At 47.3% G+C, this 18926-nt stretch carries 14 protein-coding genes; 1 reads left to right on the top strand and 13 read right to left on the bottom strand.

The genetic code is table 11. The features are described from left to right. Nucleotides 1-102: 102 nt before the first annotated feature. The 13 genes from ftsZ to mraZ form a co-directional block, all read right to left on the bottom strand. The gene (ftsZ, locus tag D3H65_RS28580) at nucleotides 103-1980 is read right to left on the bottom strand and encodes a cell division protein FtsZ (RefSeq protein WP_119053569.1); all 1878 of its coding nucleotides are present in this window, start codon (nucleotides 1978-1980) and stop codon (nucleotides 103-105) included. Nucleotides 1981-2235: 255 nt separating this feature from the next. Further along, on the bottom strand, nucleotides 2236-3618 hold the full coding sequence (gene ftsA, locus D3H65_RS28575) for a cell division protein FtsA (RefSeq protein WP_119053568.1): 1383 nt from the start codon (nucleotides 3616-3618) through the stop codon (nucleotides 2236-2238). A 164-nt stretch (nucleotides 3619-3782) separates the two neighbouring features. Further along, the gene (locus D3H65_RS28570; protein ID WP_162915858.1) at nucleotides 3783-4919 is read right to left on the bottom strand and encodes a cell division protein FtsQ/DivIB; all 1137 of its coding nucleotides are present in this window, start codon (nucleotides 4917-4919) and stop codon (nucleotides 3783-3785) included. Between the two features lie 38 nt (nucleotides 4920-4957). After that, a complete protein-coding gene (gene murC, locus D3H65_RS28565; RefSeq protein ID WP_211345568.1) occupies nucleotides 4958-6391 on the bottom strand; it encodes a UDP-N-acetylmuramate--L-alanine ligase in 1434 nt (477 codons plus the stop codon). Nucleotides 6392-6447: 56 nt separating this feature from the next. Beyond that, the gene (gene murG / locus D3H65_RS28560; protein ID WP_119053566.1) at nucleotides 6448-7557 is read right to left on the bottom strand and encodes an undecaprenyldiphospho-muramoylpentapeptide beta-N-acetylglucosaminyltransferase; all 1110 of its coding nucleotides are present in this window, start codon (nucleotides 7555-7557) and stop codon (nucleotides 6448-6450) included. 183 nt (nucleotides 7558-7740) lie between these two features. Beyond that, a complete protein-coding gene (locus D3H65_RS28555; RefSeq protein WP_119053565.1) occupies nucleotides 7741-9090 on the bottom strand; it encodes an FtsW/RodA/SpoVE family cell cycle protein in 1350 nt (449 codons plus the stop codon). A gap of 135 nt (nucleotides 9091-9225) precedes the next feature. Continuing rightward, nucleotides 9226-10566 carry a UDP-N-acetylmuramoyl-L-alanine--D-glutamate ligase gene (gene murD / locus D3H65_RS28550; RefSeq protein ID WP_119054698.1) on the bottom strand — a complete coding sequence of 447 codons (1341 nt, stop codon included), beginning with the start codon at nucleotides 10564-10566 and terminating at the stop codon, nucleotides 9226-9228. Nucleotides 10567-10771: 205 nt separating this feature from the next. Continuing rightward, nucleotides 10772-12049: a phospho-N-acetylmuramoyl-pentapeptide-transferase gene (gene mraY, locus D3H65_RS28545; RefSeq protein ID WP_119053564.1), complete on the bottom strand. Its 1278-nt coding sequence runs from the start codon at nucleotides 12047-12049 to the stop codon at nucleotides 10772-10774. A 176-nt stretch (nucleotides 12050-12225) separates the two neighbouring features. After that, complete coding sequence (locus D3H65_RS28540; RefSeq protein WP_119053563.1) at nucleotides 12226-13692, bottom strand: UDP-N-acetylmuramoyl-L-alanyl-D-glutamate--2,6-diaminopimelate ligase; 1467 nt, start codon at nucleotides 13690-13692, stop codon at nucleotides 12226-12228. Nucleotides 13693-13744: 52 nt separating this feature from the next. Beyond that, a complete protein-coding gene (locus tag D3H65_RS28535) occupies nucleotides 13745-15883 on the bottom strand; it encodes a penicillin-binding protein (protein ID WP_119053562.1) in 2139 nt (712 codons plus the stop codon). 103 nt (nucleotides 15884-15986) lie between these two features. After that, nucleotides 15987-16343 carry an FtsL-like putative cell division protein gene (locus tag D3H65_RS28530; RefSeq protein WP_119053561.1) on the bottom strand — a complete coding sequence of 119 codons (357 nt, stop codon included), beginning with the start codon at nucleotides 16341-16343 and terminating at the stop codon, nucleotides 15987-15989. 138 nt (nucleotides 16344-16481) lie between these two features. Beyond that, nucleotides 16482-17438, bottom strand: a complete 957-nt coding sequence (gene rsmH / locus D3H65_RS28525) for a 16S rRNA (cytosine(1402)-N(4))-methyltransferase RsmH (RefSeq protein WP_119053560.1) — start codon at nucleotides 17436-17438, stop codon at nucleotides 16482-16484. A gap of 5 nt (nucleotides 17439-17443) precedes the next feature. Continuing rightward, entirely contained in the window at nucleotides 17444-17914 is a 471-nt protein-coding gene (gene mraZ, locus D3H65_RS28520; protein ID WP_119053559.1) for a division/cell wall cluster transcriptional repressor MraZ, read from the bottom strand. A gap of 577 nt (nucleotides 17915-18491) precedes the next feature. Here mraZ and D3H65_RS28515 point away from each other — a divergent pair. Then, entirely contained in the window at nucleotides 18492-18902 is a 411-nt protein-coding gene (locus D3H65_RS28515; protein ID WP_119053558.1) for a DUF3052 domain-containing protein, read from the top strand. Nucleotides 18903-18926 lie beyond the last annotated feature (24 nt).

Below are 18926 nucleotides of genomic sequence, written 5' to 3'. Positions count from 1 at the left end.
AAAATCCCTCCTGAGGAATCAGGAGGGAAACAACTAAAAACAACAATCGCTGCATTTTTAAATAGACTTAATTTTTGCAGGGACTTGAGGTACAGAACTATGTTAGTCGGGATTCTTACCATCCAGGAATGTGTTGATGGTAGTGATCTGCCCGTTATTATTTTCGTCTGCTTTAACTTCAACGTTACTGTAGAAACTTTCTACATTGGTGATGGTGTTGTACAATTCCAAATTGCGGCGGATGTAAGCCGGCACAGTTTCAAACTCATTGTTAGGATCGGCAGCATTGATATTGAATGACAGATTACGTAATTTCTGTATCCGCTCAGCTGCCCGGCGCTTTTGTTCCTCTGCTTCGTTCCCGGATTGGGACTCCTCAACAGGGGCATCATTAGCTATAACAATTGGGTGAGCTTGATGGGCCCGAGGCTCCTCCGCCGCTGGAATGTCATCTTTGAATACGAGTTGCATGTCGTTGGAAGATTCATCTTCCTGGGATGTTTTTGCATTCGTATGCAAGACTGGTTCCTTCACAGAATGATCGGGAATGGATTCATTTGTCTTTGGTTCTGCATAAATATTGGTAGGCCTGGCCAGGTATCCTCCGGACGCTGCAGACGTCGAAGAATTATTTTTACTTGGTTGAGTGGCTTGTGTTGACTGGTTGGATACGTTTGCGGGAGTTTCGGCAGGTTTGGATGGTTGCGAAAGTACCCATTCAATCTTTTCCTCCGTTTCCTTTTTGTCCACAGTATTTTTACGATCGTCTTCGTTCGTAAAAAGAACCAGTGGTGTGAAATTAGGAATAGCTTCCGTATCGACCAGTTTGGGCGCCAGTTCCTCTTTAATAGGAGGTTCTGCTACCACCGGCTTCTCTTTTTTGGCTTCCGGGGCAGGCTTAGCTGCTTCCTTTACCAGGGTGGTCTTAGGTTCCGGCTGGGTATTTAAAGACAATACGATCTTCTCTTCCTTTTTCGGCGCTGGCTTCTTCTCTTCCTTTTTGGAAAAAGGGTCCTTGTACTCAAAACCCGTCGCGATGAGCGTAATACCGATCTGATCACCCAGCGTATTATCATAGCCCATACCCAGTATCACATCCGTTCCTTCACCCGCAGAGCTCAGCAGGTAATTCTGAATGATGTCTACTTCATCCATCGTAAACTCATGTTCCCCTTCAGCCGAATTGATGTTGATCAGTATCCATTTAGCGCCACTGATCTCATTGTCGTTCAGCAGCGGTGAGTTCATCGCTTCCTCAATAGCACGTTGTGCCCTGCCTTCGCCACCTACAGAGGCGTTGCCCAATATAGCCACACCGCCATTACGCATTACGGTACATACGTCCGCAAAGTCCACGTTGATCTGACCGGTGCTGTTGATCACATCCGTGATACATTTGGCAGCAGTGGCCAATACGTTATCGGCTTTCGCAAAAGCCTCTTTCATCTTCAGGTTACCAAACTGGTGGCGCAATTTGTCATTGCTGATCACCAGCAGCGTATCTACATATTGTTTCAGTATCCGGATACCTTCTTCGGCCTGCAACTGGCGTTTCTTTCCCTCATAGGAGAAAGGCGTCGTTACAATACCCACCGTCAGGATACCCAGGTCCTTACATATCTTGGAAATGATGGGAGCGCCACCCGTTCCGGTGCCACCGCCCATGCCAGCTGTAATAAATGCCATCTTGGTATTTACCTCCAGTATGCGCCTGATCTCTTCCAGGCTCTCTTCCGTAGCCTGACGACCAATATCAGGATTGGCCCCTGCACCCAGTCCCTGGGTCAGGTGCGGTCCTAATTGTACCTTATTGGGTACTTTGCTCGTGGCAATCGCCTGCGCATCTGTATTACATATAATGAAGTTAACACCATCAATCTGCTGACTGAACATGTGATTAACTGCATTACTTCCACCACCACCTACACCAATGACCTTGATGATAGATGATTTTTCCTTCGGTAAATCAAAGTGAATCATAGCTTTCTATTTATGTCTCACCAGGCCTCGCTCTCCTGAAAGCCCATCTGGAGACTATTAAAAATAACAGGTTAGTAAATAATCAAGGAACCATAATCAATACCAAAACCACTCCAATTTTTCAATAGGTTAGATCCTTTATGCTAAATACTAATCACTCCATGCTGAATGCAATATTTCCAGTTCTATGAATTCTGTATTATAAATCCTGCCTGCTGTATTCTACTTCTGTATTCTGCATTCTGTATTCTTGCCCTACAACGCGTGATCTTCTTCTTCCTTGAACAGGTCAATAATGCCATCCTTGAACTTGCCCCAGAAATCCTTAATGCCTTTCCTGTTCTTCACTTTTTCCATTTGTGTTTCTTCGGCTGTTACAAGTGTTTCTTCAGCTTCCATTTCGGCAGTCTTCTTCAACGCCTCGGGCACTTCTACTTTCCGGAAGCGGTGCTCAAACTGTTTGCGGTTATGCTCATAATCACTGTATCCTTTCAGGATCAAACCAATACAGGTAGCATACGTTGGCTTGGCCAGCTCTTCAATATGTCCGCCAGCCAAGTGCTCCGTAGGGAAACCGATCCGTGCATTGAGGCCCGTTACATATTCAGTAAGCTGTATCAGGTGCTTCAGTTGTGAACCACCACCTGTCAACACCACTCCGCCATTCAACATACGATTGTCCAGTCCTACCTGCTTCAGGTGATACGTTACAAAATCCATGATCTCACTCATACGTGCCTGGATGATATTGGCCAGGTTCTTCACGCTGATCTCTTTTGCTGGCATACCACGCAGACCCGGGATCGTAATGAAGGCATTGCCGCGGGCTTCGTTAGCCAGCGCACTACCAAACTGCACTTTCATCTGCTCTGCCTGCGTCTTCAATACACCCAATCCCGTTTTGATATCATTGGTAATATTTTCTCCACCGAAGGGGATCACCGCCGTATGCTTCAGGATGCCTTCGTAAAACACCGCCAGGTCTGTAGTACCACCACCGATGTCTACAATGGCCACACCTGCTTCCAGGTCTTCATGGCCCATTACAGCGGCGGCAGAAGCCAGCGGTTGCAATACGAGGTCCTTGGTCACCAGGCCACTTTTCTCTACAGAACGGCTGATATTGCGGATCGCATTTTTATCGCCTGTAATGATGTGGAAATTGGCGCCCACTTTCACGCCACCATACCCGATCGGGTTGGGGATATTCTGGAAATTATCTACCGTAAACTCCTGGGGTATCACATCAATGATCTGATCGCCGGCAGGGATATAGGTCTTGTATTGATCAGCGATCAACTGATCTATTTCACGCTGGGTAATTTCTTCATCGGTTTGGTGACGCACGATATCACCACGGGTTTGAAGGCTCTTGATATGATGACCTGCAATACCTACATACACCTCACTGATCTCCAGGTTGGGGTTGGAAGTATAGCAATTGTCCAAAGCCATCTGGATGGCCTTGATCGTTTCATCAATGTTCAATACCTGTCCATGCTTCACGCCATTGGAATTGGCACGGCCAAATCCAATGATCTCCAGTTTGCCGAATTCGTTCTTCCGGCCGGCAATCGCTGCGATCTTTGTCGTACCAATGTCCAGTCCGACAATGATGGGTTGTTGCTCGTTGTTCATGCTATCCTGTTTTTAGTTGTTGTTGTGGTATATTGATTAGGTGCTCTTTCGTTTAATGGTTTTCTTCTGAACGCCGCATTCTCTCCTCTCACTTATCCCTTATTCTCCTCCAGAATGCCCAAATCTGTATTTCCTTCTGTATTCTGTATTCTAAATTCTGTATTCTATGTCTTCTTCTTCGGCATCACCGCCTTCGGTGTCGGCTTCTTCGACGGAGGAGGCGCCTTCTTCGCCGGAGGAGCCACTTTCTTCACTGGCTTCTTCAAGGTTTCATAGGATCGGTCTTTCACAGGAGAATTTTTAGGGGAGTTGCTCGTTCGCTTCAGGGCTGTCGACACGGGTATGGGTGGTTTTTCCGTTGTTGCTGAACTCTTAGCTGGTGAGTTATTCACCGAAGACAACATTTCCTGCGATCGTGCTTCCTGCTGCCTGCTGGCAGTATCCGCCATCGCTTTTTGTGCCGAGGCTATCAGCGCTTGCGCACTCCTGGCTGCCTGCACCGAATCAACCCTCGCTACATAAGTGCCTTTCTTTACGCCAATCACCTGCCGGTCATATTGAACATTCAATCGGTCATAAACATCCATCCCCGTTTTACTCAATACCAGGCGATAGAACTGGAGCAGTCGTGCGAACTTCTTATCAAAGTCCGTACCATCGCCAAACTCGATCACATGGTTACCTACCATCGGTATCATTTCAAACTTTCTATCCGGCTGAATATCTGTCTGCGCTATTTGCGCCATCCAGAAAGGATCATGCTGAATAAAAAGACTTACCTGTTTTATATGGTGTAGCAAAAGACTATCCGCCTTACCCACTCTTGCTTTCTCACTGGGAAACCCCGTAAACACCGGCAGTTTGGCCGATACCTTATCCGATAAGGGAAGCCTTTCGCAACTGCTGTCGATGTAAAAACTGTTGCCCATCGCAGTAAAAATGCGCGCGATCGGGTCCCGCTCTGCAATCTTTACCTGCAGCACCTGGTTATTATCAAAGAACAATTCCGCATCCCTGATCCATACATTCTTTTGCAAGCGCTCTTCCATCGCTCGCAGGTCAAAACGTTTCAGCGACCTCCCTTTCAGGGCAACAGTGCCCTTGTCCGTCAGGATGTCCACCACTTCTTTCTTGTTCATGAACCATTGTCCATTACCACCAGCCATGCTGATCTCATAACCCGCACAGGTCTTGTCCTTCCGGTTCCTGATAGCCGCCACCAGCAATACCATCACACCACCCCCGATGATACACCAGAGGCCCACAAACAACATCTTCCTGATATGACGGTTCAATTTCATGGTACAATTCACTGTGCCACCCAATGGGCACCCTATAACTAATACTTTTGCTCAATGATCTTTCTGATGGGCTGAACCAATGCATCGATATCACCCGCCCCTGCTGTAACCAATAACCACCCGCCGCTGCGCTTATCCTGTTGGTCCTTATTCTCACGAAACACTATATCCCTTCCTTCCACCCATTTCAACAATTCCTCTTTACTCAACAATTGCCTGTGCTCATTTTTCATGCGTTCCAGCAGCATCTCACTGGTCACCCCTTCCATCGGTAATTCCCGGGCCGGGTAGATAGGCAGTAAGATCACTTCATCTGCCATGTCCAGCGTAGCCGCAAACGCATCTGCAAAATCCCTTGTCCTGCTAAACAGGTGCGGCTGAAACACCACCGTGCAATGCATATCCGGAAACAGGTTTTTGGCTCCCGTGATCAATGCCCTCAACTCTTCCGGGTGATGCGCGTAATCATCTACAAATACCACCGCACTTTTACCTGCTTCCGCTACCGCCGGTTTCTTCACGATGTATTCAAAACGCCGCTTCACCCCTTTAAAGTCAGCTACTGCTGCTTTGATCTTGCCGTCTTCTATTCCTAATTGATGCGCCACCGTAATGGCCACCACCACATTTTCAATATTGTGCAGCCCGCCCATATTCAACACCACATTTTCCAGCGTCCAATCCTTCATCACCACATCAAACGTGTAGCTTCCATACTGGTTGCGGATATTGGTAGTATACACATCCGCCCGGTTATCCTGCAAACTGTATTGCAGGTGGTTGGCGGTCTTCAGATCGCCCGACCTGGGCAAACCATACTTGCTCAGCAACAATCCTCCTGGCTTCACCTTCCCGGAGAACTCTATAAAGGCTTCTTCCATGGCTGCCGGCGTACCATATATGTCCAGGTGATCGGCATCCATAGAAGTGATCACCGCGATATCCGGACTCAGGCGCAGGAAACTCCGGTCGTATTCATCTGCTTCCACCACACATACATTCCGTTCATTGCTCCAGTAGTTACTGTTATAATTCACAGCAATACCACCCAGGAATGCATTGCAACCATAACCACTGTGCCGCAGCAGGTGCGCCGTCATCGTACTCACCGTTGTTTTGCCATGCGTGCCTGCTACACAGATATTAAAAGAACTATTGGTGATCAATCCCAGCACTTCGCTCCGTTTCAGCAGCGGGTAATTATGCTGTTGATAATATACCAGCTCCTGGTGCGCCTTGGGTACAGCCGGCGTAAATACGATCAGCTGTGCATCTTTGGGCGCTTGCGCCAGGTCTTCTTCATAATGCACCGGTATTCCTTCTTCCACCAGTTTCTTCGTGAGCGGGGTTTCCGTTTTATCATATCCACTTACGTCCCGGCCATGAAACTTAAAATACCGCGCCAGCGCACTCATGCCGATACCACCTATCCCGATAAAGTAAACCTTCTGTATATCTTTAAATTCGATCATAACATGCAATCTTGCTATTCCACTCGTTGCCTTTTTGCCTCGATGCCTTGTTGCCTCTATGCCTTCTTCACGTTTTCATTAACTACCTTCAATATCTCCCGCGCAATTACCTCATCAGCATTCGTAACCGCCAGCTTCCCGATATTCGCTTTCAGCTGTGCCTGTTGTTGCTCGTCCTTGGCCAGCGCCACCACCGTACGCACCAGCTTTTCCTTCGCTTCACTGTCCCGCACCATTATAGCAGCTTGCTTATCTACCAGGTGCTGCGCATTCACCGTTTGGTGGTCTTCCGCTGCAAAAGGGAAAGGCACCAGCACCGCCGGCTTTTGCACTACACACAATTCTGCAATGGCCATGGCCCCCGACCGGGAGATCACAATATCGGCCGCTGCATAAGCATATTCCATTTGCGTAATAAAACTATTGGCCCACACATTCCTGTTCTCCACAGCTATTTCACTCGCCCTTTCTACATAAGGCTTGCCCGTTTGCCAGATCAGTTGAATATCGTTCTTAACAAACAGATCGATGTTTGCATCCAATGCCTCATTAATACCTTTGGCCCCCAGGCTGCCGCCGGTTGCCAACACTGTTTTCTTAGCGCCGTCCAGGCCAAAGAACTCCATCCCTTTTGCCCGGCTAATGGCATTGGCAGCAATGGTACTGCGTACCGGGTTGCCCGTGATCATCAGCTTATCGGCCGGAAAGAACTTCTCCATACCATCACCCGCTACAAATACACGCGTAGCTTTCTTGCCCAACATCATATTGGATTTACCCGCAAAGGAGTTGCTCTCATGAATGAAAGTAGGGATACCCCTGGCCTGTGCGTACCGTAGCACCGGGAAACTGGAATAGCCTCCCACACCTACCACCGCATCGGGCATAAAATCGGTAATGATCTTTCTCACCTGGAAAAAGCTCCTGATCAGTTTGATCGGCAGACTGATATTCTTCAGCAAGGAACTCCTGTTGAAACCGGCGATGTCCAGCCCTTCAATAGGATACCCCGCCTGCGGTACTTTCTCCATCTCCATCTTCCCTTTCGCACCTATAAATAAGATATCGATGGACGAGTCCATCTTCCGTAAGGCATTGGCAATGGCAATCGCCGGGAAAATATGCCCGCCGGTTCCACCGCCTGCTATGATGATCTTTTTATTCAAGGTTCTTCTTATCTGTTTTATATGCTATCTTAACTGGCTCAATTTTCACCTCTCACATTTAACGTCTCTCCCTTTTCACATTAACATCTCTCCCTTTTCACATTGACGTCTCTCCCTTTTTGTCATTTCGAACGAAGCGAAGCGCAGTGAGAAATCTGCTATTGAAGCAAACGCATTCACCACTCACGCCTCCTCATCTTCTGTATCCTCCTCCGCTGCCGCTTTTGCTTTCGCTTTAGCCTTGGCCTTCGCTTCAGCGGCTGCTGCTTTAGCTGCTGCATTAGCTTCCGCCAGCTTTCCTTCCGCCTGCTCTACATTTCTCGCCACACTCAGGATAATACCTATCGAAAGACAGGTAAAGAGAAATGAACTACCACCCATACTCACCAGGGGCAAAGTGACCCCCGTTACCGGGAACAGGTTGACCGTTACGGCCATATTGATCAATGCCTGTATCACCAGGGTAAAGCTCAGCCCCAATGCCAGGAATGCACCGAAGGCATAAGGACATTTCCGGAATACCCGTATACTGCGCAGCAGGAACAACAGGTAGATCAAAATGATAAAGGCGCCGCCGATAATGCCATACTCCTCAATAATGATCGCAAAGATGAAATCAGAATAAGGGTGTGGCAGGAAGTTCCTCGTCTCACTATTCCCTGGTCCCAGTCCCAGCATGCCGCCTTTGGCAATGGCGATCTTGGACTGGTTGATCTGGTAATTTTCATCTTTATCGCCAGCCTTGCTATCGTATACAAAGTTTTGTACCCGCTTGATCCAGGTAGGGAAACGCCCTACTTCCAGTACAGCCGGCAGGTCTTTTGTTTTGCCTTCCTCCTTATCATAATAGGCTACCGCAATGGTAACCAGTATCACCACCGGGATGGCCAGCAGGCCGATGGTCATCATCAAATGTTTCGTACTCACCCGGCCAATGAACAACAGCAACATACTCGTAGCGCCTACCAGCAAAGCGGTAGACAGGTTGGCCGGTGCGATCAGTATACAAATGACAACAACCGGTAGCATCACCGGTATAAATCCTTGTTTGAAATCCTTGATCTTATCCTGCTTCTTACTCAACAGCCTGCTTAAGTACATGAACAAGGCCAGCTTGGCGAGGTCGGAAGTCTGGAAGGTGAGGTTGATGATCGGTAGCCTTATCCAGCGGCTACCCTCGTTCAGCTTCACACCAAAAAACAATGTATATATCAGGAGTGGGATCGATATCAAAAACAATATTCTTGCCACTCTTGAATACAAAGAATAATTCACCCGGTGCGAAAAGTAGATCACCGCCATGCCCACAATGATGAACATGATCTGTTTGAACAGGTAGATCTCTGTATTGCCGCGATTGTATTTGTATGCCAGCAGGCCGGTAGAACTGTATACTACCAGCATCGATACCAGCGCCAGCACCAATACGATCGCCCAGATCACTTTATCTCCTCTCGTCCTGCTCAAAAGACTCCCCGGGCTTCTACCAATAGAAGCCATCTCTTCAAAACGTATATCTTTTGAGTTGCTCATTTCTTTTTTATACTCATCCATTCACTATTCACAATTGCCCATTCACTTCCACTATCGAAACTAAAGCCTCCCAACTGCCACCTCCCCTCGAAGCAAACACATTGCCGACTGCCGATTGCCGACTGCCGCCCACTCCTACAATTCCCGCACCGCCTGCTTAAATTGCTCGCCCCTGTCTTCATAGTTCTTAAAGAGGTCGAAGCTGGCACAAGCCGGGCTCAGCAATACAATATCTCCTTTATTGGCCAGGTGAAAAGCAGCTTGTACCGCTTCCCGGGCGCTGCCCGTATTCACCATTACAGCTACCTCGTGTTGAAAAGCTTCATGGATCTTCCGGTTGTCCGTTCCCATGCACACGATCGCTTTTACCTTTTCTTTTACCAGTTCACTCAGCAAAGAATAATCATTCCCCTTGTCTACCCCACCCAGGATCAGTATGGTTGGCTTTTCCATACTTTCCAGTGCATACCAGGTACTGTTGACGTTGGTAGCTTTACTGTCGTTGATAAAGGTTACCCCACGTACCGTAGACACGGGTTCCATCCGGTGTTCAAGGCTTTCAAACGTCTGTACAGCATCACGGATCTTTTCCTTGCGGATACCGATCGTTGAGCCGGCAATACCTGCAGCCATGGTGTTATATTGATTGTGTTTCCCTTTCAGGGCAAAATCATAAATACTCATCTGTATCTTCTCATCACTTGCTGCGATCGTCATTTTCCCATTTTGAATAAAAGCGCCGCGGTTAATTTCTCTGCTCATAGTGAATGGTAGTGGGTTAGATTTGATAGTAAAATGCCCCAGGTTCTGCATGGTCACAGGGTCATCCTCACAATAAATAAAAAAGTCATTTTCTGTTTGATTCTCCACGATCCGGAACTTACTGTTGATGTAATTCCTGAACTGGTAATCATAGCGGTCCAAATGGTCTTCCGTGATATTGGTCAATATGGCGATGTCCGGTCTGAAAGTCTGTATATCGTCCAACTGAAAACTGCTGATCTCTGCTACGTACAGGGGCTTGGGGTCCAGGGCCACCTGTTTGGCGAAAGAATAACCAATATTGCCCACCAGCCCTGCGTCCAATCCGCCCACTTTACAGATATGATACACCAGTGCTGTGGTAGTGGTCTTTCCGTTACTGCCCGTAATACCAATGATCTTGCTGTTGCCCTTATGCCGGTAAGCCAACTCTATCTCACTGATCACGGGGATACCTTTTTCTCTGATCTTTTTCACCAATTCATTCTTCTCAGGTATGCCCGGGCTCTTCATCACTTCATCTGCATCCAGGATCTTATCTTCTGTATGCTGGCCTGCCTCATAAGGAATGTTATACGACTCCAGTTCTTCCCGGTAATTGTCCTTGATGGCTTTTCCGTCAGATACAAACACTTCATATCCCTGCTGCTTGCCCAGTATGGCCGCACCAACTCCACTTTCTCCTGCTCCCAGTATAACCAAACGTTTGCTCATGTATCTGCCAAAATCATTTACGATCATTCACCGGACATATGCTGCCGGCGCATTCAATGGAAATATCCACGAAGCGGATTAAGGGGGTTTTTCGGTAGTTTGAACTTTACTCCAACTACACTAACTACTATGTTGGTTTTTCGTAAGAGGAACTTTTGACATACTGCTCAGAGGCAAAACCTATAACTACTACTATAAAAACTTCCTATCTGATCTTTAAGGTCACAATCGCAAACACGATACACAGGATGGTCACAATCCAAAACCTCGTCACGATCTTCGCCTCATGGTACCCCAGCTTCTGGTAGTGGTGGTGCAACGGGCTCATCAGGAATATCCGTCGCCCCTCCCCATACTTCTTTTTCGTGTATTTGAAATAACTCACCTGCAATGTCACACTCAATATCTCCACCAGGAACACGCCACAGAATATCGGTATCAGCAACTCTTTGCGCACAATGATGGCCAGGGCCGCAATGATACCACCCAGGGTAAGACTGCCCGTATCGCCCATAAACACCTGCGCCGGATAGGCATTGTACCAAAGGAAGCCTACACAGGCCCCGATCAGGGCGCCGATGAATATCGACAGTTCACCCAGGTTGGGGATGTACATGATGTTCAGGTATTCCGCAAACCGCAGGTTACCGCTGGCATAGGCAAAGATGCCCAGACAAGCTCCTATAATGGCGCTTACACCAGCTGCCAGTCCATCCACCCCATCCGTAATATTGGCGCCATTCGAAACAGCCGTTATAATAAAGATGACCACAATGACATACAATATCCAGGTCAGCCCCCTGGCCGCTTCAGGTAATAATTTTGAATAGTTGAACTCATGCGATTTCACAAAAGGGATGGTCGTGATCGGCTCATTTGCCTCTACAAAGTATTGCGTCTTGCCATCCAGCGTTCTTTTGATGATCGTGGTATCACCGGGTTTTACAACACCCGTATATTCCCGCCACACCTTGGTATGGTCATTGAACATCAGCACCGTTCCTACCACAATACCCAGTACTACCTGCCCCAGTATCTTAAACCATCCTGCCAATCCGTCCTTATCACCTTTTTTATAAGGCACCCCTTGCTGCTGGGCGATCCTTTTCGCCCTTAGCTTGAGGTAGTCATCAATAAATCCTACAATACCCAGCCAGATCGTGGTAAAGATCATTACCCGGATATAGGCTTTGTGCAGATCCGCCAGCAACAGCGTAGGCACCAGGATAGCCAGGATGATGATCAACCCACCCATAGTAGGCGTTCCCTTCTTCTGCTGCTCGCCAGCCAGTCCCAGGTCACGAACCGTTTCTCCCACCTGCTTTTTCAACAGGTAATTGATTAACTTTTTGCCAAACACTGCTGAGATCACCAGCGACAGGATCACCGCTATCAATACCCGGGAGGTAATGAACTGAAACAGTGCACTACCCGGGAATTTTACACCCATTTCCTTGAACCACTCAAATAAAGAATACAGCATGTTGGCTTGTTTGACTAAGAGTTAAAGAGCAGAAAGAGAGAAAGAGGTAAGCTACTTTCGTTCAGGGTTTCTCAGATCTTTCTTTTCTTTCTTTTCAGTTCGTTGCTCTTCTTGTCGTCTCTTAACTACTCTTCCGCTCTTTTTTACTCTTAGCTATTGGGAACCGTCCGTGAATTTTATCTTTCGTATAACTTAAATATCTCTGTCAGTACCTGTTTATCATCAAAAGGATGCTTCACCCCTTTGATCTCCTGGTATTTCTCATGTCCCTTCCCTGCTATCAGCACAATATCATCCGGACCGGCCAGGTTCACCGCTGTTTTGATCGCTTCCTTTCTATCTACAATGGCGATAAACTTTCTTTTGGCGGCCGTATTCAACCCCGTCTCCATATCCCGGAGTATCTGTTCCGGGTCCTCACTGCGTGGATTGTCGGAGGTAAAGATCACCCGGTCGCTGTGTTCGCAGGCTACCTCTCCCATTACCGGCCGCTTTGTCTTGTCGCGGTCCCCGCCACATCCTACTACCGTGATCACCTGCTCGTGACCTTTCCGCAGTCCTTTGATCGTTACCAGCACATTCAGCAGGGCATCCGGCGTGTGGGCATAATCCACAATACCGATCACTTTATCTTTTACCGATATGATGTAATCAAACCGGCCTTCAGCCCCTGTGAGCTCACTCAACACACGCAATACTTCAAACTTGTCTTCCCCCAGGCAGATGGCTGCGCCATATACCGCCAGCAGGTTATAGGCATTGAACTCACCGATCAGCCGGAAATGGACTTCCTGGTCATTGATCGTCATCACCAGTCCCGTCAATCCATTCTCCAATATCTTCCCTTTGAACTCCGCCATCGTACGCAGGCTATAATAGTACTTATGCGCCTGTGTATTCTGCAGCATTACCGGGCCTCGCTTGTCGTCTGCATTCGAGATCGCAAAGGCGTCTGAACTAAGACCATCAAAAAAGGATTTCTTTACCCGTATATATTCGTCAAAGGTCTTGTGATAGTCCAGGTGATCATGGGTGATGTTGCTAAACAGGCCGCCGGCATATTTTAACCCGGCTATCCGGTGCTGGTGGATCGCATGTGAACTCGTTTCCATGAATACATGCGTACAACCGGCTTCTACCATTTGTTTCAGCAACGCATTCAGGCTGATCGCATCGGGCGTGGTGTGCGTGGCAGGTACAATTTCACTACCAATATGGTTTTGCACCGTACTCAGCAATCCACATTTATAACCCAGGCCGGAAAACAGCTTGTACAATAAAGTGGCAATCGTGGTCTTACCATTAGTACCTGTAACACCTACCAGCTTCACTTTTTCAGAAGGCTGGCCGTAAAAATTATGCGCCATAAACCCGGCAGCGGCGCCACTGTTCTCCACCTGCACATAGGTTACGCCTTCCTTTAATGTTGACGGCATCTCTTCGCAAATGATCGCCACCGCTCCTTTCTCTGCTACGCTGTCGATAAACTGGTGCCCATCGGCAGCGGCCCCTTTGATGGCAATGAACACATCACCTTTAGCCACTTTACGGGAATCAATATGCAAGGCCTTCACCTTCACCGCCAGGTTGCCATGTACGGAACGGATCCTTACCTTATACAATATGTCCTGTAAAATTGCCATATAACTTTATGCCCTTTTATTGCTCCAAAGGTGCGATCAACAATATGTGTGATTAATTCAATTCAATCGTGACGGGCTGATCCCTGATAAGTGCCGCACCCGGTTCGAGGCTTTGCGTTTTCACTTTTCCTCTACCCTTCACCACTACTTTGGCCTGCATATTTTCCAGGAGGAACAAAGCATCTTTCAATCCCATACCCCGCACATCGGGCATATTCTTTTTACTTACCGGCTGGCCGTTGAGCACCGGTGAGTAATTCACCGAATACAACCGGGTCCATTCATGCGCGCCTACTGAGTCCTTATATTTCCACTGCAGGGTATTCATCACCTGCTGCATTTCTTCGGCGCCACCTGCATATAAATAATAAGAGCTATCCTTCTTCGGAGCCACATAGGGCTGTACTTTTTTATCCTTGTCGGCATTCACTGCGTACAGCTTATCCGCTAATTCCTTAAATACCGGTCCGGCTATTTTGGCGCCATAATAGAAGCGGGCAAATGGTTTGTTCCGCACTACCACGATGCAACTGTATTGTGGGTTATCAGCCGGGAAATAACCCGCAAAAGACGACTGGTAAATATGATCGGCGTACCCGCGGTTACCATTCGCCATTAAGGAAGTACCTGTTTTACCAGCTACGATATAAGGTGCTCCTTTGAACAGGGCTGTCCCTGTACCATGCGGGTCCGTACACACTCCTTTCAATAACCCTTGTAGCAATTTCAACGTTTGCTCATTGCAAACAGCTTGTTCCAGCACCTCAGGATGATTCTCCTTTACCACCAGCCCATTTTCCTTCACCGCATTCACCAGGTAAGGTTTCATCATCTTGCCATCATTGGCGATGGCATTGTACAACATCAACGTTTGCAGGGGACTTACCAGCACTTCATATCCAAAACTCATCCAGGGCAATGATGTGGCGCTCCAGGTCTTCGACTTAGGCGTTTTCACGATGGGTGTTGTTTCACCCAGCAGGTCAATACCGGAGTATTGGTGAAAGCGCATCCGCTTCAGATGATCTACAAACTGCACCGGCTTTTTGGAATAGTTTGCCATCACCAGCTTGGCCATGCCCACATTCGAACTCATTTCAAAAGCCTCTCTTACCGACACATCATATCCATGATTCTCACTATCGTACACCGTTCTGCCATTTACACTCCAGGTGCCACCTTCCAGGTTTACCCGCTGGTCGAGCGAAACGTATTTGTCTTCCAGCAGCGACAGCATAGTAGCCAGTTTGAAAGTAGACCCCGGTTCAGAAGCACGGATGGCGTAGTTCATATCTTCCCAGTAGCTGCCATCAGTTCTCCGGCCCAGGTTGGCGATCGCTTTGATCTTGCCTGTCTTTACTTCCATCACCAGGCAGGTACCGTATTCACATTCATTTTCCGTGAGCACCTTCATCAAGGCATTCTCTGCAATGTCCTGTATGTTCACATCCAGCGTGGTGATGATGTCCTTTCCGTTCTGAGGTTCTATTTCAGAACCATCTACCGGCACAAATACACCCGCTGCTATTTTCCGCATCAACCGCTTGCCACTTTCACCCTTCAGAATACTATCGTATGTTTTCTCCAGTCCTACGTTCGTGTTCTTGATCTTGCCCTCACTATCTATATATTCCCTCGACAATCCGATCGTTCTGTTGGCCAGCAATACAAAGGGGTTCAGGCGTTTGTCTTTCACTTCGGGAATAAACCCGCTTTTGTCCCTGCCCTGTTTGATCAGCGGCATCGTACGCAAAGCCCTGTACTGCTGAAAGGAAAGGTTTTTCTTAAAAAGAAAGTACCGGTCTTTCCTGCGGTACCCGTTTTGTAAAAGCTGCCTGTACTCACCTGCATTCCGGTCTTTAAAATAATCTGCCAGGCTCATGGACAACGAGTCGAGGTTATCCTTAAATCGTTTTCCGTTCTTTTCCCGGAGGCCTTCGGCCATGAAATCGATGTATATATTAAAGAACGGGATCGATGTGCTGAGCATACTGCCATCTTCACTGTAGATCGTTCCCCGCTCAGCATCTATTTCCACAAACTGTTGTTGCTGCTCTTTTGCCTGTTCTATCCAGAATTTTCCCTGTACCTGTTGAATGTATGCCGCCCGCCCCAGGATCACCACACTAAACACCACTATGCCGATAAAGCATAGGTACACTCTCCATAATATATCGCGTTTGACTTCCAAAGGGAAAGGCTATCTATGTAATGACTGATTATTTTAATGGTTGCGCTTGCGGCTCCTTCGTAATAATCAGTAATTATTAATTAATAATTATTGATTATTGCTTTTACTCAACGGGCTTATTACTTACTGAATCACTCAATATGATCGGAGGAGTAACCAATTCTTTCAACCCCAGTGGTTCTACTGCTTTGGCCATCTCACTTTGCTTGCTCCGGAACATCACCTCGCTCTTCAGCGTCTTGTACTCATATTGCATTTCCTTCAACTCCTTACTCACCTTATTGATATTGCGGATCGTTTTATCCGCATAGTGTCCATTATATATATACACCACTGCCAACACCGACAGGAACAGGAAATACGGAATGTTCTTCACGATCCAGCGATAGCTGAACAACCGCCTCCGCTCCCGCTTGCGTTCTTTTTCTTTTACAACTCCTTGTTCTTTTTCTTCACTCATGTTGTTAAGATTAGCGGCTGAACAGTTACTCACCGCTCAACCGCTAATGAAATTGCTGAATGTTCACTCGGTTTTCATACAGACATTGGAAATTATACCCTTTATTTTGATGATAAGAACTCGTGATTGACCGGCTGCCTACACCTTTTCCGCAACGCGCAATTTGGCGCTTCTGGAACGCGAATTGCGTTTCAACTCTTCCGGTGCAGCAGTAATTGGTTTTTTGGTAATTACTTTCAGTGGCGGTTCGGGAACGTTGCGTCCAAATGGATCGGCATTCTCTGCCTCTTCCACATCACCTTTCCGGAAAAAGTTTTTTACAATCCTGTCTTCCAATGAATGAAAGGTAATAATGGACACACGGCCACCAGGCTTTAATAGCGAAGGAATTTGTTGCAGCATTTCTTTCAAAGCCCCCAATTCATCATTCACTTCAATGCGCAATGCCTGAAATACCTGGGCAAAGTACTTGTTGGGATTCCCTTTCACCACTGCCTGCACAGCCTGCTTAAAATTGGCAATTGTTTTCAGCGACACGGTATTACGCACCTGCACGATGGTCCGCGCCAACGTTTTGGAATTGGTCACTTCGCCGTATTGCTCAAATATCTTGTGCAATCGTTGCTCGTCATAAGTATCTACCACTTCAAAGGCTGTCAACTCCTGTCGCTTGTCCATTCGCATATCCATATCACCTTCAAAACGAATAGAAAAACCACGGTCGGCCTCATCAAACTGGTGACTACTTACGCCAAGATCGGCCATCACACCATCCACCTGCGTGATCTTATGAAGACGCAGGAACCTTTGCAGGTGACGAAAATTGTGCGGTACAAAAATGATCCGGGGATCATCCGGTACGTTCCGTTTTGCATCCGCATCCTGGTCAAATGCCAGCAATTGCCCGTTTTTACCAAGCCGTTTCAGAATTTCGCCGGAATGACTGCCACCACCAAATGTGCAATCCACATAAATGCCATCTGGTTGTACATTCAGCCCATCTACCGTTTCCTGCAACAATACCGGCACATGATAGTCCGTGTTGCCTGATGCGGAGGAAGCGGATTCAGCGTTATGGTTTTCATTGTCACTCATCTTGCTTAATGCTGATTTCCCGGCTGACTGCCTGCTGTCATCACCTGTTGCGCCAATTGACTGAAAGCTTCGGGTGAAAAAGATTCAAAGAACTTTTGGTACTTATCCTTGTCCCAGATCTCAATTTTGTTCATAGCCGCCACCAGCACAATGTCTTTTTCCAATCCGGCGTGTTCTTTCAAATTGGGTGGCACCAGCAATCTTCCCGCACTATCCAGCTCCAATACCGTCGCCCCGTTCAGAAAGTATCTCCTGAATTCCCGAACTTTGGGATCAAAATCATTCAATTTGCCCAATTCAGAGAAAATAGGGTCCCAGCTTTTCATGGGATACAGCGTCAAACACTTTTCAAACCCTCTGTTGATAACAAATTGGCTTCCGGCCTCTTCCGGCAACTGCTTTTTAAAGCCCGCCGGCAAGAGGAAGCGACCTTTTGCGTCTAAAGTTGCTTCGTATTCGCCTATAAACCCATTCATTTCTAATCACTTAACACCGTATCCATTTTAATTACCACAAAATAACACATTTTCCCACTTTCTAACGTCGATTTGGAAACTTTATTTTTTCCACAGGTCTTGATTTGTCTATAAGCGGCCATACGGCTTCGTTACAGCCCCCTGTTCCTGGTGGAAGCCAGGATTGCTGTGCATTTGCTGTGAATAGGTGCGGAAATCCTGTGGAAAACCGCTCCCGGAATGTGCATTGCCTGTTTTCCTGGATTTTCTCTCCTTTGTCCAGTTGCTGTTACCCCAAAATTGGGCGCTTCCTGTTTGTTGCGTAAGTGTTCGGTCTTCCTCCTATTTAGGTTCTCTATGGTACCTCGTATCCTGGGATCATCTTAGGGTCATCCTAGGGTATTCTTAAGGTTTTGTATGGGTAATTTTCCTAAGATTACCTGAAGTAGACCTAAAGAAGACCTGATAAAGCGAGGAGGTATCAAGGCGGAAAAGAGGAGGAAAAGGCTTCTTTGGGCGGAGATGGGGATGATATGCCCGCTGGCCAGTAAATTTGCGGAAACAGCCCATCAGGCCAGTTCCCACAAAATCCCCCGCAATGGCAACAGCAGGCTATTCAGGCACCCCGCTTCTACAAAAGTTGGGTATTAAGGAAAACATGAAAGTGCAGCTCATACATGCGCCGGATAACTACATGGAATTATTGGCACATGATATCCATGCACAACTGGCCGGAAAAAAAGAGATTCCCGACCTGATCCACCTGTTTGTGACCAGTAAAAAACAATTCGAAACAGAAATGCAACAGTTAAAAACGGTATACAAAAGCAACTCATCCGTTATTACCTGGGTCAGTTGGTATAAGAAAAGTGCAGGCATACCGACTGATGTAACAGAAGATGTGATCCGGAATTATGCACTTCAACATGACCTGGTGGATATCAAGGTTTGTGCAGTGAGTGAAGAATGGAGTGGCCTCAAATTAGTAGTACCCAAAACAAAGCGATAAAAATGACGGCCCAATGCCGTACCC

Source organism: Paraflavitalea soli, assembly GCF_003555545.1.
Classification (GTDB): domain Bacteria; phylum Bacteroidota; class Bacteroidia; order Chitinophagales; family Chitinophagaceae; genus Paraflavitalea; species Paraflavitalea soli.
This window is presented reverse-complemented; position numbering and strand designations above follow the sequence as displayed.

Coding starts and splice junctions, on each gene's coding strand:
- ftsZ (WP_119053569.1), bottom strand. CDS start 1,980: ATGATTCACTTTGATTTACCGAAGGAAAAATCATCTATCATCAAGGTC.
- ftsA (WP_119053568.1), bottom strand. CDS start 3,618: ATGAACAACGAGCAACAACCCATCATTGTCGGACTGGACATTGGTACG.
- D3H65_RS28570 (WP_162915858.1), bottom strand. CDS start 4,919: ATGAAATTGAACCGTCATATCAGGAAGATGTTGTTTGTGGGCCTCTGG.
- murC (WP_211345568.1), bottom strand. CDS start 6,391: ATGATCGAATTTAAAGATATACAGAAGGTTTACTTTATCGGGATAGGT.
- D3H65_RS28555 (WP_119053565.1), bottom strand. CDS start 9,090: ATGAGCAACTCAAAAGATATACGTTTTGAAGAGATGGCTTCTATTGGT.
- murD (WP_119054698.1), bottom strand. CDS start 10,566: ATGAGCAAACGTTTGGTTATACTGGGAGCAGGAGAAAGTGGAGTTGGT.
- mraY (WP_119053564.1), bottom strand. CDS start 12,049: ATGCTGTATTCTTTATTTGAGTGGTTCAAGGAAATGGGTGTAAAATTC.
- D3H65_RS28540 (WP_119053563.1), bottom strand. CDS start 13,692: ATGGCAATTTTACAGGACATATTGTATAAGGTAAGGATCCGTTCCGTA.
- D3H65_RS28530 (WP_119053561.1), bottom strand. CDS start 16,343: ATGAGTGAAGAAAAAGAACAAGGAGTTGTAAAAGAAAAAGAACGCAAG.
- rsmH (WP_119053560.1), bottom strand. CDS start 17,438: ATGAGTGACAATGAAAACCATAACGCTGAATCCGCTTCCTCCGCATCA.
- mraZ (WP_119053559.1), bottom strand. CDS start 17,914: ATGAATGGGTTTATAGGCGAATACGAAGCAACTTTAGACGCAAAAGGT.
- D3H65_RS28515 (WP_119053558.1), top strand. CDS start 18,492: ATGGCAACAGCAGGCTATTCAGGCACCCCGCTTCTACAAAAGTTGGGT.